General features: G+C 46.0%; 10 protein-coding genes. 4 read left to right on the top strand and 6 right to left on the bottom strand.

The genetic code is table 11. The features are described 5' to 3' along the window. Positions 1-2: 2 nt before the first annotated feature. Genes DMB82_RS09385 through DMB82_RS09375 form a run of 3 tightly spaced genes read left to right on the top strand, consistent with a single transcriptional unit; the run spans position 3 to position 2,084 of the window. Positions 3-668, top strand: a complete 666-nt coding sequence (locus tag DMB82_RS09385; protein WP_102116348.1) for an iron-containing redox enzyme family protein — start codon at positions 3-5, stop codon at positions 666-668. Then, on the top strand, positions 655-1,461 hold the full coding sequence (locus DMB82_RS09380; protein WP_102116347.1) for an SDR family oxidoreductase: 807 nt from the start codon (positions 655-657) through the stop codon (positions 1,459-1,461). Before DMB82_RS09385 ends, DMB82_RS09380 begins: the two co-directional genes overlap by 14 nt. Further along, complete coding sequence (locus DMB82_RS09375) at positions 1,458-2,084, top strand: tetratricopeptide repeat protein (RefSeq protein WP_116163383.1); 627 nt, start codon at positions 1,458-1,460, stop codon at positions 2,082-2,084. The genes DMB82_RS09380 and DMB82_RS09375 overlap by 4 nt, the downstream gene beginning before the upstream one ends. Before the next feature lie 130 nt (positions 2,085-2,214). Here the strand turns inward: DMB82_RS09375 and DMB82_RS09370 are convergent, their stop codons facing one another. Together DMB82_RS09370 and DMB82_RS09365 are read right to left on the bottom strand one after the other, a co-directional pair. Beyond that, entirely contained in the window at positions 2,215-3,381 is a 1,167-nt protein-coding gene (locus DMB82_RS09370) for an alpha/beta hydrolase (protein WP_116163385.1), read from the bottom strand. A gap of 194 nt (positions 3,382-3,575) precedes the next feature. Continuing rightward, positions 3,576-5,270, bottom strand: coding sequence for a sulfatase family protein (locus DMB82_RS09365; RefSeq protein ID WP_116163387.1), 1,695 nt, complete (start codon positions 5,268-5,270; stop codon positions 3,576-3,578). Between the two features lie 508 nt (positions 5,271-5,778). Here DMB82_RS09365 and DMB82_RS09360 point away from each other — a divergent pair. Then, the gene (locus DMB82_RS09360; RefSeq protein WP_116163526.1) at positions 5,779-7,002 is read left to right on the top strand and encodes an anaerobic sulfatase maturase; all 1,224 of its coding nucleotides are present in this window, start codon (positions 5,779-5,781) and stop codon (positions 7,000-7,002) included. A 104-nt stretch (positions 7,003-7,106) separates the two neighbouring features. On the opposite strand, the gene DMB82_RS09355 is transcribed toward DMB82_RS09360, so the two are convergent. The 4 genes from DMB82_RS09355 to licT form a co-directional block, all read right to left on the bottom strand. Continuing rightward, complete coding sequence (locus tag DMB82_RS09355; RefSeq protein WP_116163390.1) at positions 7,107-8,744, bottom strand: carbohydrate porin; 1,638 nt, start codon at positions 8,742-8,744, stop codon at positions 7,107-7,109. Between the two features lie 307 nt (positions 8,745-9,051). Then, a complete protein-coding gene (locus DMB82_RS09350; protein ID WP_116163392.1) occupies positions 9,052-10,455 on the bottom strand; it encodes a glycoside hydrolase family 1 protein in 1,404 nt (467 codons plus the stop codon). Between the two features lie 35 nt (positions 10,456-10,490). Next, positions 10,491-12,392: a PTS beta-glucoside transporter subunit IIABC gene (gene bglF, locus DMB82_RS09345; protein WP_116163394.1), complete on the bottom strand. Its 1,902-nt coding sequence runs from the start codon at positions 12,390-12,392 to the stop codon at positions 10,491-10,493. Positions 12,393-12,898: 506 nt separating this feature from the next. Next, complete coding sequence (licT, locus tag DMB82_RS09340) at positions 12,899-13,762, bottom strand: BglG family transcription antiterminator LicT (protein ID WP_102116341.1); 864 nt, start codon at positions 13,760-13,762, stop codon at positions 12,899-12,901. Positions 13,763-14,202 lie beyond the last annotated feature (440 nt).

Raw genomic sequence — 14,202 nt, 5'->3', positions numbered from 1 at the left:
TAATGAGTTTTTATCAGCAATTACAAAATAAGACCACCGCTGAACGCCAGAGTTTGCTCTCATCTACGGCCATCACCCGCTGCCGTGAAGGTGATATCTCACGCGAGATGTATATCGAGTTTTTGACTCAGGCTTACTATCATGTCAGCCACACCGTCCCATTACTGATGTGCGCAGGCAGCCGACTTCCTTCATCGCATGAGTCAGTACGCGGCGCAATTACCGAGTATATCGAAGAAGAATATGGCCATCAGGAGTGGATCCTGAACGATATTCGCGCTTGTGGTGGGGATGCAGAAAAGGTCAGACTAGGCACGCCCAGCCTGCCGATTGAAATGATGATTGCCTTTCTCTACTACCGAATTGAACGAGTCAACCCGATGAGCCTCTTTGGCATGGTGCTGGTTCTGGAAGGCACCAGCGTCTCGATCGCCTCGTCGATTGCCGCGCAGGTTGAACAGAGACTGGGGCTGCCAAAAAAGGCAACCACCTATCTGCGTTCACATGGCGAACTTGACCAGGATCATCTGAAATTTTTTGCTTTGCTGATGGATACCATCACTGACAAGCGAGATCAGGACGCCATTATCCACTCCGCCCGCCGCGTTTATCACCTGTATACACAGATGCTCAACCAACTGGGGAATAACGCACGTGAATCTGAATAGCAAGACGGTCCTGCTTACCGGCGCCAGTGGCGGAATTGGCCAGGCGCTGGCACACGCATTGGCGAGAAAAGGCGCAAACCTCTACCTGGTGGGGCGTAACGAACAGGCGATGCAACGCCTGCAACAGCAATTGCCCCACCCAGAACGGCACTGTATCGCTCTGATGAAAACCTACTCAGATGCTGAAATTAGCGCACTTGCCGCTCAGCTTAACGAAAGCGGAAAGCTGGACATCCTGATTAATAACGCAGGATGCAGCCACTTTGCGCTGCTTGAGCAGCAATCGTTTGATGATATTCGCGAACAGATCCGTAGTAATATTGAAATACCGACATTACTCACTCGAGCATTGCTACACACCGTTAATCAGCCGGGCATTGTTCTCAATGTTGGTTCCATTCTCGGGGAAATTGGTCATCCTGCCTGGAGCGTCTACAGCGCGACGAAAGCCGCTATGCACCGTTTTTCCGAAGCACTACATCGTGAGTTACGGGGCAGCGGTATTTCCGTACTGTATGTTGCTCCTCGTTCGACGGAAACCGCACTCAACAGCGAAACCGTCTATGCCCTGAACCGCAAACTCGGTAATGGTAGTGATACCCCCACCGTTGTGGCCACTCGGATTGTCCGACTACTCGAAACGGAACAAAAGCGATACCGCTTCGGCGTTATGGAACGCCTGTTTGTCAAAATTAATGCCTGGTTTCCCTCCGTCGTTGACGGCGCGTTAAACAAGAAATTACCGATCATTCAGGCGTTCGCTCGACGCACGGTCAGAGGAGAAAATCAATGAGAACACTCAAAGCGCTTATCGTGGTCTTGGCAGGGGTTGTACCCTTGTCCGTGCTGGCAAATACGCCTCTGGCAGATTTACAACACGACTGGTCTGTCTGTCAGTACCAGACATTAGAAGCTAACAAGGAGAATTGTTTTAGCACGTTAAGCCAGCGGGCCCATGACGCGAGTCATGCCAGAAACGATGATGATGCAACGTTATTGATTTGGTCAGGGATTATCGATAGCAGTTGGGCTGGCGCAAAAGGTGGTCTGGGCGCGCTCAGCTTGGTTAAACAGGCTCGCACCTCGCTTGAAAAAGCGATCGCTATTGACCCCAACGCGCTTGATGGTTCGGCTTGGACCAGCTTCGGTGTTCTTTATTACCAGGTTCCTGGCTGGCCCGTCGGTTTTGGTGACAAGAAAAAAGCCGACGAGATGCTAAAAAAAGCGCTGACGCTGAATCCTAATGGCATTGATGCCAATTATTTTTATGGTGACTTTCTGCTGAAAGAAGGAAAAGTCGATGAGGCGAAACGTTATCTGGAAAAAGCACTTCACGCTCCGGCTCGGCAAGGGCGTGACATTGCCGATAATGGTCGTCGTCGAGAGATAGGAAACGCGCTGGCAAGCATTCAATAACGCTCCTGCTGGCAGATAGCGTTAAACCACGAGCACGTACCAGCCAGTTTCTGTCGTAAGGGAATCGGCCGGCTCTCTTCAGGGGCTGATAGGAAGCGGGCATGATTTCTCAAGCCCGCTTCCGAAGACGCTATTTAAACAGTTTCTGAACAAATTCGCTGTAGGCTGGCCGCCAAACATCCATTTCGTGGCCGAGATTCGGATAATGGCGATAATCAAACCGGATATTCTTCTGTTCCAGTGCCGTTTTCAGGCCCGCAATATCCTTACCCGTGATGTTGTCGGTTTCACCAATCACCACCGTGAAGTTCTTCAGTTGCTGATTGATCTGCTCCGGTCGTTCAAGCTGTGCAGCAACGGCCGTGTTCGGCACCGTTTCGGTGGTCACGCCGCTGAACGTTGCCAGCCAGCCGAAGTGATCCAGGTGGCTCATGCCGGATACCAATGCCTGATAACCGCCCTGAGACAGCCCAGCCAGCGCCCTGCCGTTTGCATCCTGACGGACGTTAAAGCGTTTGCCGATCTCGGGGATAATGTCATGGATGAGTTCCTTGTCCGCCGCTAGCGCATTGCGCGGATAGAACACCTTGCGGCGCTCCTGCGGCGGATAGTCTTCAGGGATGATGCCGGGAACGTCCGTTTCCGTATCAGGAATGACGACCAGCATCGGCTCAATCTTTTTCTCCGCCAGCAGGTTATCCATCATCTGCGGTATCCGTCCCTGCACCACGGCCGATGCGCCCGTATCGCCAAAGCCATGATAGAAGTACAGCACCGGCAGCGGTTTTGACGATTCGCTATAGCCCGGCGGCGTCCAGACATACACCTGACGCTCTGATTTCAATGCTTTCGAGTGATAGGTCAGCGTTCTCAGCTCACCGTGTGGCACCTGACGCACGTCCAGAATACTTCCCGGCACCAGAATCAGGCTGGTATTCACCTGACGCTGCGGTTTGGTAAACGCCGTGCCGGTATCAATGGTGCGAAAACCATCCACGCTGAAAAAATACTCATACAGGTTCGGTGCCAGCGCTGGCGTTTTGAACGACCATACGCCAGAGTCATCTTTCGTCATCGCATGGGATACAATGCTATCGGGCGTCGAACCAGTAAAAACACTGACCTGCTTCGCCGTTGGCGCAAACAGGCGGAAAGTAATACTGCTATCGGCATTCACCGCCGTGACATACTGGCTCACGGGGACAGTTGCCGCGGGCATAACCGGAAAATCGGCAGGTAATGCGAATGCATTCACCGACACCAAAGAAACCAAACATGCGAAATATTTCATTTTCATTCTGAGCTCCTTTCACTATCTAGACTTAACTGGAAAGCAGGATAATATTTTTGATTCGTCGAGAGTAATTACCTGGTTTTTCTTTTCACAGACCGGAAATCTCTAAATACACGGGGTAAATTAGAAAAAAAGATAGCCATATGAAATGGCTATCTTTAAGGCCTCTATATTAGCAACATACTATGCTCTGCTAGTTATTTATCAGCCTTTTTATTCATCAATTCCTTAACCATTTGGTCAGCTTTTTCAAATGAAGCAAACACTTTCTCCCCTTCAGCATCTTTATTTACTGTTTCTGGGATGATGCCTGAATACTTGTCACGAGGGTTATCACCGCGCAACCACTCATCAGGGAAGTCTGCCATTTTCTTGCCTGTCTCTTGATAGCGGAAAACTTGCCCTTCTTTTGTCCGTTGGTTGTAAGGGATAACGTTTCTGCCATCATGATCTTTCAACTCCATATACAATTTCTTACGGAGAGCGAGCTTAGTCTCAATCAATTTTTTATCTTTAGAATCAATCAGATTTTTCTTCTCATCTGGATCGTTCTTCATGTCATACAGCTCTTCCTTATCCCAAATTCCATAGTACTGAATATATTTATATTCTGGTGTACGAATGGCAAATGTTGTTGGAGTATAAGGGAAGTCATACTCCCAGAAGTATTCATAGGCAAAGTAGTCTTTGCGTTTTTCTTGTTTTTCTTTATCTGCCGTCATATTCAGGAAGCTATTCCCATCATAGTTCTTCGGCTTTTCTACTCCTGCGGCTTCCAGGAATGTCGGGGCAATATCAATATTAGCGACCAAATCTTCGACGACTTCACCCTTACCAAAACCAGGGCCCGAGGCAATAAGTGGCACACGCATAGAGGTCTCATAAGCAGAGCGTTTATCAGTCAGACCATGTTCGCCAAATGAGAAACCATTATCTCCCATCACCATTACGATAGTATTTTTATCCAGCCCATTTTTCTTCAACCATTCCTGAACACGGCCGACACTATCATCAACAGAGCGCAGCGTTTCATAATAATCACGCTGGAATTGCTGCATATCCATTTTTTTATTATAGGGGTAATCTACACCATGCCAACTATTACGTTGGTTTTTAACCCACATGGGTTTGCCTTCATAATTTTCTGGCGTGTCGGCATACGTATCCGGCAGTGGGAACGTGACTTTATCCATAGATCCTTTATGTCGAATCGCCGGATAAAAGTCCGAATGCACACCTTTATGTGACAAATACATCATAAAAGGCTTTTTCTTATCAATACCATCTAACCAGTTGACAGCATAATCGGTTAATTCGTCGGTGATATAGCCTTTTTGTGGGACCATTTTCCCATCGATATTCAGTTTTGCCTGTTCACCGAACATATTTATTGGGTAGTAATCACCCTGACCCAATAATCCAACCCAGCGATCAAAACCAGCAAAACCCGCTTTAGCAGTATAGTCTGCACCACCAAAGTGCCATTTCCCAAAGAAACCGGTTTGATAGCCACTTTCTTTCAATTTTTCTGGAAAATAATTCAATTTTGACAAATCTGTCGGATTGTTATCTGACACACCGTGGTTATGTACATACATCCCCGTCAGAATACTGGCTCGACTCGGTGAGCAAAGGGACGTCGTAACAAACGCATTTTTAAACCATGTTCCGTTGTGTGCAATTTCATCCATATGTGGCGTTTTAATACGCTCATTGATAAAGCCAAATGCATCATAACGTTGGTCGTCCAGCAAAATGTAAACAATATTTGGACGTTGTGACTCGGCATTATTACCGGCTTTGTTAACTGCCGTATTGTCTGCGGCAAGCACTGGGCTGCTTAGTGCCTGTAAACAACATAACGCGATTGCGCTACGTGCAAAGGTATTCATAGTTAACTCCTCTTTCCCGGATGAAGATCAAAAAAAAACCTGACGCAGGTTGAATAATTGATATTCAACCTGCGTCAGGTCACGTTCATGCAGCGTTACGCCCTGTTTGAATTTATAGGATGACGTGATTTTTTTTAAATTCAATATGGCTACGGCACATCTGTGAGATTGATCACTTTCAAAGATATAAAAACTGCAACAGGACATCGCTAATGGTTGAAAATTAACATCCTCTCCATATATATCGCTCTAGCGCTCTGTTATTTTCCTGTAACTATCAATAACGTAGTAATCATTCTCTGGCATTATGTGAAAAGGCTCGCACTCATCCGTCAGCAATATTGATATGTGTCATATTTTTGATATGATGCCAGTTGAGATCGTTACCGATAATATTGGGCGAAACCTGGCAGATGTTGGTTATAATCAAACCAATACCTGCCAGGTTTTTTTATTTTCAGTCCATGATATGTCACGTTACGTAGAACAAGATTTATATGAGGGCAGTATGAGTATGAAAATACAAAATTTCCAACTGATGGCAAAACCTTCAGGCTCAGTGTGTAATATTGACTGCTCGTATTGCTTCTATCTGGAGAAAGAACACCTCTATCCGGAACGAAAAAGTCACTGGAAAATGGATAACACTACCCTCGAAAATTACGTCAAAAAAAATATCGCAGGGCAAAAAGCGGATGTGGTTGACTTTCTCTGGCAAGGTGGAGAACCCACAATGTTAGGTATCGATTTTTTTCGTGAGGCAGTTCGGCTACAAAATCGCTATCGTGGCAATAAACAAATTAACAACTACTTCCAGACCAATGGAACAAACATCAATGACGACTGGGCCCGCTTCTTGAAAGAGAATAACTTTCTGGTCGGCTTATCCATTGATGGCGATCGTATCAGCAATGATGCACATCGCTTGACTCGGTCAGGGAAAAGTACATTTGATGATGTCATAAAAGGCTTAGAAGCGTTGCAACGTCGCCATGTCGAATTTAATACGTTAACCGTCGTCAATTCAGAAAATGTCAGACGTCCGCTCGATGTTTACCGTTTCTTGAAACGTATCGGCAGCCGTTATATGCAATTCATTCCATTGGTAGAACGACGCGCTTCACAACCCGATGATAATGGGCTGACACTGATCCAACCTGATTTTTCCGGTCAATGCAGTGTCGAATCCTGGTCCGTTCCCCCGACTGCCTGGGGGCGTTTTCTCAATGTCATTTTCGATGAATGGGTACAAAAAGATCTTGGTAGCGTTTTTGTCATGAATTTTGAGCAGACAATGGCAAAAATGGCCGGAATGCCAAGCTCTTGTGTCATCAACGAAGTATGTGGTGGAAATTTGATTGTGGAATCGAACGGCGATGTTTATTCCTGCGATCATTTCGTTTACCCAGAAAATAAGTTGGGGAATGTGAACGATGATGATCTTCTGACACTAGTCAACTCTCCCCAAAATATCGCTTTCGGCGAAAAAAAATTGACCAATATCAGTAGAGATTGTCTCAATTGCCCAGTTAAACCAGTCTGTAATGGTGGCTGTCCCAAGCATCGTTTCGAATTATCCATCGATGGCCGGCCAAATAAACACTATCTATGCAGCGGATTTTCAACACATCTCACACACGTATTGCCAAAAATGAAAACAATACTAGACATGCTGAACCATCGTGCAACCCCAACCAAAATGCGTAAAGTAATAAAATCAACGCATTACTAGTAAAAATCAATTTAAAAAAATAAAACACAGTACGTAATATTTTTTAGCGTACTGTGCTTTTTATTAGCTTAATGAGCCACGTTAAAGATGGTGAGAAGTATAAATTACCACCACACTTCGGCCTGAACCCCTACACTTAGCTGATCTTGTTTATCATCTCTAAATGTGAATTTATCTAACTCATTATCCAATACACGCAACCATGTACCATAGAAACGAATTTCCGGCCGAGATGATAACATACTGGTGTCAACTTTAATGGTATGGAATAGCGTTGTTTTAACACCAGACTGTTTGTAATTAACACCTAATTTATCTTTATTGTTCTGATTAAAGTAACCTAGCTCAACACCTGTCTGGTTATAATTGCTCCAGATATAAGCTGGACGAATTGCCCCACTGATGTTACTAAAGTCACTGTGTGCACCAGTGTAAGGGCTGTAAATATCACTCCCTTGGGTATACACCAAGGCATTCGCCATGATGACATTATCAGCAAGATACATCTCACCTTGGGAAATTAAGCGAAATGCTGTGCCACTATGCTCGCCAGAATAAGTGGGTAAAGCACCATCGCCTGTAAAGGGGTTAGAGTTAGTGTAGCGAGACAGATTGCTGGCAATTGAGTTATTCGCAACCTGGAATGTAAATTCATTAAACCCTTTCTGGCTCAGCTTCTGGTTCAGAATAACACCGGTAAGATAAGTATCTTTCAGGTTGAAATATTCGCCATTTCTCTCTCCACTTTTTTGAGAGTCGCTTTTATTTGCTGCCATATATTTAGCAGTAAATGTGACATCAGCCTTATCCCAAAGTGGAATTTTCTTATAGCGAACTTCTACTGTATTGGTGTTCGCCTGCTTGGTTGTATTATCTGACACTTTTCTGAGATTAAGGTCTTCTCTCGTCAGAGCAATATCTAGTTTCCCTACACCGGCATTAATATTCTCTATACCGACACCCGCGCCAACGCCAGAACGGTGGCTTTTCCAATCCAGCATTTGGATTTCATACACAGGTAAACCGTGCTTGCCCACCCAAAAGTCTGCTTCCGGAAAAGCCGGTAAGAAACCTTTAGTGGTAACATAAAGATCTGAAAATTGAAGCCTGTTTTCTGTCTGTGGCGTTTCACCAAACCAGCCTGCGGAATATTGCTGTCCAACAACACCATCTAATTTAACTATCGCGTGAGCGCTCTTGTCGCCCTGCTGATAAACGCGCTGTTTAAAAATAAAATCAAACCAGCCGTTATGTTCGTTACCAAACCGCCCTAACCCGCCTGGTGCCCATCCCTCAGGTGAACCATTTGAAGCAGTAGCGTAACCCGCACGGAAATATCCAGAATAGGTAAAACCAATATCATCTTTGACGTATTTACTGATGTCAGACAGCGTTATAGATTTATTTTCCGTCGCAGTGGCAGGTGTACTTGCGACTACAGCTGACTGCGTCTTATCCGATGTGTTGAGTTGCGATGCTGCAACAGACTGAACGACAATGCGTTCTTTTCCTGTTGGTTTATTGAGATTTTCTTTTACCGGCACCTGTTGCTGTTGCGCAATCGATTTATATTCTCTCAATTCAGCTTTCGTTGATTGCAATTCTTTCTTATTATCTGCCAGCTCTTTTTCCAGTAAGGCCAGACGCTCTTCTACTGTTAATTTTTCTGCAATAGCACTATTAGAAGCAATCGCTGAGGCAATCAGCACAACTATCAACTTCAAAGATGTTTTTTTACGCATGTTCTATCCCAAGTCATTCTATGTGGAAAAACAAATACACCTACCACTAATTACAGGTACATTTTCGGTTATCATATTTAGGTGAAAATCATAAATTTATTTTCAAAAAACCAATGACCTCCCCTCAAGCCAATCTGGAGCATTTCCTTTTGCTCAATAATAACGACACGGTCATGTAAATAACCATTACATGGTTCAGCGCGATATTTTTCAGAAAAGCGTGACTTTTCTTTTTTCCATTCTTGGTTATTGATGAAACATTTGGATAAGCGAAATCCTTTTCACCTATCCGGCATGCGGCTATTTATTACAGTGAAGATGTCAATGCCTGACCTTGTGTTGCAATAACCTCTTTATACCAGTAGAAACTTTTCTTACGTCGGCGTTCTAACGTACCGTTCCCTTCATCATCACGGTCAACATAAATGAAGCCGTAGCGTTTCGACATTTCGGCTTTTGACGCACTAACCAGATCGATAGGGCCCCAGCAGGTGTAACCCATAACCTCAACGCCATCTTCAAGAGCTTCACCCACTTGATACAGGTGATCGTTCAGGTATTTGATGCGATAGTCATCGTTAATGCTGCCATCGCTCTCAAGTTTGTCTTTGGCACCCAAACCGTTTTCCACAATGAACAGCGGCTTTTGGTAGCGGTCATACAGATAGTTCAGTAAATAGCGCAGCCCTTCCGGGTCGATCTGCCAGCCCCACTCGGAGCTTTCCAGATGCGGGTTAGGCACCATATTCAAAATATTGCCGCGGGCTTTCAGGTTCACTTCTTCATCAGTCGTCACGCAGCCCGTCATGTAATAGCTGAAAGAAATGAAATCGATAGTTTCTTTCAGCGACTGACGATCGTCTTCCGTTACCGTCAGCGTAATACCGTGCTGTGCAAAGAAGCGCTTCATGTACGCTGGGTAGTATCCTCGAGTTTGTACATCACCGAAGAACAGCCAGTCGCGGTTCTGCTGCATAGTTTCCAACACATCGCCCGGCTTACAGGTCAGCGGATACATCATCGCGCCCAGCAGCATGTTGCCGATTTTGGCATCAGGGATAAGTTCATGGCAGGCTTTTACCGCTTTGGCGCTCGCAACCAACTGATGGTGAATCGCCTGATAAACCGCCTGTTTATCGCTTTCAGTGGGTAGTCCGACTCCCGTAAACGGTGCATGCAGCGCACAGTTAATTTCGTTGAACGTCAGCCAGTATTTCACTTTGTCTTTATAGCGCTGGAATACCGTGCGGGCGTAGCGTTCGAAGAACGTAATCGTTTCACGGCTTCCCCAGCCGCCGTAATTTTTCACCAGACCGTATGGCATTTCATAGTGGGACAGCGTCACCAACGGCTGAATGCCATACTTTGCCATTTCATCAAACAGGCTATCGTAAAATGCCAGTCCTGCCTCATTCGGCTGGGCCTCATCGCCTTGCGGGAAAATGCGCGTCCAGGCAATCGAGATTCTCAGGCATTTGAAGCCCATTTCAGCAAAGAGCGCGATATCTTCGGGATAGCGGTGATAAAAATCGATCGCCGTGTCTTTAATGCCGCTGTCGCCCGGCGTACGCGTGACGATCTCGCCAAAAATACCCTGTGGCTGTAAATCGGACGTTGATAGCCCTTTACCGTCCGTTAAATACGCGCCTTCAACCTGATTGGCTGCGATCGCGCCGCCCCACAAGAATTCTTTCGGAAACTGATGGCTCATCTTTTCTCCTCCCAATTGGGTCATAAATTTCAATGTCAGCGGATTAACGTCAACAACGCGCCCTGTTCCTGCACGGTGTTTCCGGCGGTAGGCAGAACATCAACGTAATCTTCGCTATTGGTGATAATGACGGGCGTTGTCGTGTCATAGCCGGCTTTCTCAATCGCCTGATAATCAAACTCCACCAGAAGATCGCCCTGCTTCACGACATCGCCGGTCTTAATGTGTGCAGTGAAATACTGGCCATCTAATTTCACCGTATCGATACCAACGTGAATGAGCACCTCGGCACCGTCTTCAGACTCCAGTCCGATGGCATGATGGGTCTTGAACAGCGAGGCAACCGTCCCATTCACCGGTGAAACTACGCGTCCGGCCTGCGGTTTAATCGCGATGCCTTTTCCCATTAATCCACTGGCGAACGTTTCATCACCGACCTGCTCAAGTGGCAGCACCGTTCCCTCAATCGGGCTGTTTATCTCTTGCTTACGCGTTGCATCGTTCTGATTCTGCGTGGCTTGCGGTGCCGCCGCAGGTACATTTACTTCTGTCGTTTTTTCTTGCGCGGGAATCCCGAACGCCCAGGTCGCCGCAGCCGCGAAGGTAAAGGCAATCGCCGTACCAATAATGGCGGCCCAGACCGTGTTATCGACACCGGTCGGCGGGATGACCTGAGTAAAGGTGAAGATGCTTGGGAAACCGAAGGAGTAAATCGTGGTGTTGAAATATCCCAGAACACCGGCACCGATAGCACCGCCTAAACAGCCAAAAATGAAAGGACGCTTCAGCGGCAGCGTGACGCCATACACCGCGGGTTCGGTAATACCAAAGATGGCTGCCGAGAATGCCGAACCAGAAATCCCTTTCAGTTTCATATCACGAGTACGCAACAACACACCGAGCACTGCGCCTGCCTGCCCTAACACCGCAGGAATCAGCAACGGCAGCAGTGTGTCGTGTCCCAGCACGCTGAGGTTGTTGATCATCAACGGCGTTAAGCCCCAGTGCAGACCAAAAATCACAAACACCTGCCACAGAGCGCCCATCAGTGCGCCTGCAATCGTGGAGTTCAGCCCGTAGATCAGTTGGTAGCCGCCGGCCAGCATATGCCCAAGCCAGGTTGCCGCCGGCCCAATCAGCAGGAACGTAACGGGGACCGTGATACAGAGGCACAGTAGCGGCGTGAAGAAATTGCGGATGTTGATATGCAATATGGCATTCAGCGGTTTTTCTAAGCGAGAAGAGAGCCAGGCCGAGAAAATGATCGGAATAACGGATGAAGCATAATTAATAAACGTGATCGGAATGCCCAGAAAATAAAGCGGCTGATAATTCGCACTCTGCATCGCACCAAATTCGGTGATCATGGAGGGATGCACTAGCGTCGCACCAATCACCATCGTAACAAATGGATTTCCACCAAACTTCTTCCCTGCGGTATAACCTAACACCACTGGGAAGAAAAAGAATAATGCGTCACTGGCTGCAAACAGAACTTTATAGGTTCCGCTGGTTTCAACCATCCAGCCGCACACTAAACTCAGGGCTAAGAATCCCTTTAAAATACCAGAGGCAACCATGACGCCAATTAATGGCGTAAATATGCCAGATATAATATCAATGAAGCGAGAAAGAAGATTACCTTTTTTCTCATCGCCATCTTCATTATTTGATGAGTCTGCCTGATCGGTCAGTCCAGCAATATTCTGTAAACTGCGATAAACGTCACTGACATGATTGCCGACGACGACCTGAAATTGTCCGCCACTTTCAACCACCATGATCACGCCTGAATGATTTTTCAGCGCCACGGCATCCGCTTTTTTGTTGTCTTTTAATTTAAAACGCAATCGCGTTGCGCAATGTATTACGCTAATGATGTTGCCGCGTCCGCCGACACCATCGAGTATATCTGTTGCTAATGCTTTGTATTCCATTGTCTATCCTTAATACTAAACAGACCTAAATATCAATAATTTAAGATTGCCGACTCTGTTTGAGACAAAAAAAAACCTAAATCGTTTTCCCAATAAGCATTGAGAAAACGATTTAGGTTTTGCCTGCCCGCCGAGACTAGCCTGACAGTAACAATCCTGCTTGTTTACCCGTCATACTTCAAGTTGCATGTGCGTTGGCTTCGTTCACTCACCCGAATCACTTACCTGTGTAAGCTCATCGGGATTCATTCCCTTGCCGCGTTACGATGCTCATCTCTGAGCATCGCCCTAAAGGGCTAACGCTTCGCGTTGTTCAAAACGTTAACGTTTTGTCCTGAAACTCGAATTATTTAGGGTATGTGCCAGCGCGATTTATGTGCCGACAATAAAACCAACTTCATCTGATAATTTACTTTCCACCTACTCTATGCTTTCACTTTCACCGTATGCAAGGACATTTACCTTGCCACACTGTTATTTTGTGACGAAAAGCAAATTAACAGAAATTATTCTCCATCACCGAGTTCTATTTTATCCTGACCTTCTGTCCGTACGCGTTCAATATGAATCGTTAAGAACATTAATTCTTCTTTTGTTAACGTGTAATGGTATTTTTGAATAATGTGTGCCTGTATTTTTTCCGCACAGCGATATGACTGCTGATATCGATCTTTCACCACATCGTGCAATGATTCATCATCACTAAAGACCGTATTTTTTCCTATTAGCCGTTGCGCGAAAAATTTCAAATGCGTCACAAAACGATGATAGCTTAACGCCTGCTCGTTATAATCCAGACTCAGCTGATATTTTACAATATTCAGTATTTCCTGCATGATTTTGGTAATCTGCAAGACTTCAGGCATTTCACTATCGAGCTGCGCGTTCACGAGATGCAGCGCAATAAACCCAGCTTCATCTTCCGGTAATCGCACCTCCAGACGCTGCTCAATAATATCCAGTGCTTCTAGGCCAACGGCGAACTCTTTTGGATACAGGCGTTTTATTTCCCATAACAACACATTACGAATATCCACGCCTTGCTTGTGGCGCTCTATCGCAAAGTGGCAGTGATCCGTTAAGGATATGTAGACGCTGTTTTGCAATTTCCCGGGCAAACGGTCTTTTGCCAGCAGGATGATCTTGTCCGCCGTCGTGATGACATCCATCGGAATCGCTGACAGCAGTTCCTGCAGGCGCGATGTCAGCTCGCCAGATTTCATCACAAACACACGTTCAATCAGCGTTTCGTCAAGCCGATCGCCAGAATGCTTTTTGAAGCCCAGCCCGCGTCCCATGACAACCGACTCATTATTGTTTTCGTCGATTACGGTGACGACATTATTGTTGAGTATTTTGGCAATCTTCATTTTTAAAACCCTGGAAACAAAAAAACCAGACACCCGCAACAAGAACGAGCATCTGGTTTTGCCTGCTTACGCAGTAACAATCCGCAATGGCAGGTAAACTACCATTTGCATTCATCTTCTCAAGGAGCATGACACAAAAACGTGATACGGATCGACAGAAAAACATGCTGCTTACACGTGTTTTCCTTATTTATTGTCGGCCATTACAAGAATCAACCACTTGCCGTCGCCCACCGTAATACCGGATTTATACCGTGGGTTTCTTAGGCAGTTGCGCAACAAAGTTAGGTAAAAACACCAAATCGCCCAGTTTTTTGCGTAAACGCGACAAAATATTCAACTTCATCCCTTTTACCACCTTGTTTCTCGTCGCTTAATAACTATAATACGGAACGTCGTTTCAATTGAATGGTTTCAGCTAAACAACGTGCCACTATCAA

It is taken from the genome of Pectobacterium aquaticum (assembly GCF_003382565.3).
Classification (GTDB): domain Bacteria; phylum Pseudomonadota; class Gammaproteobacteria; order Enterobacterales; family Enterobacteriaceae; genus Pectobacterium; species Pectobacterium aquaticum.
This window is presented reverse-complemented; position numbering and strand designations above follow the sequence as displayed.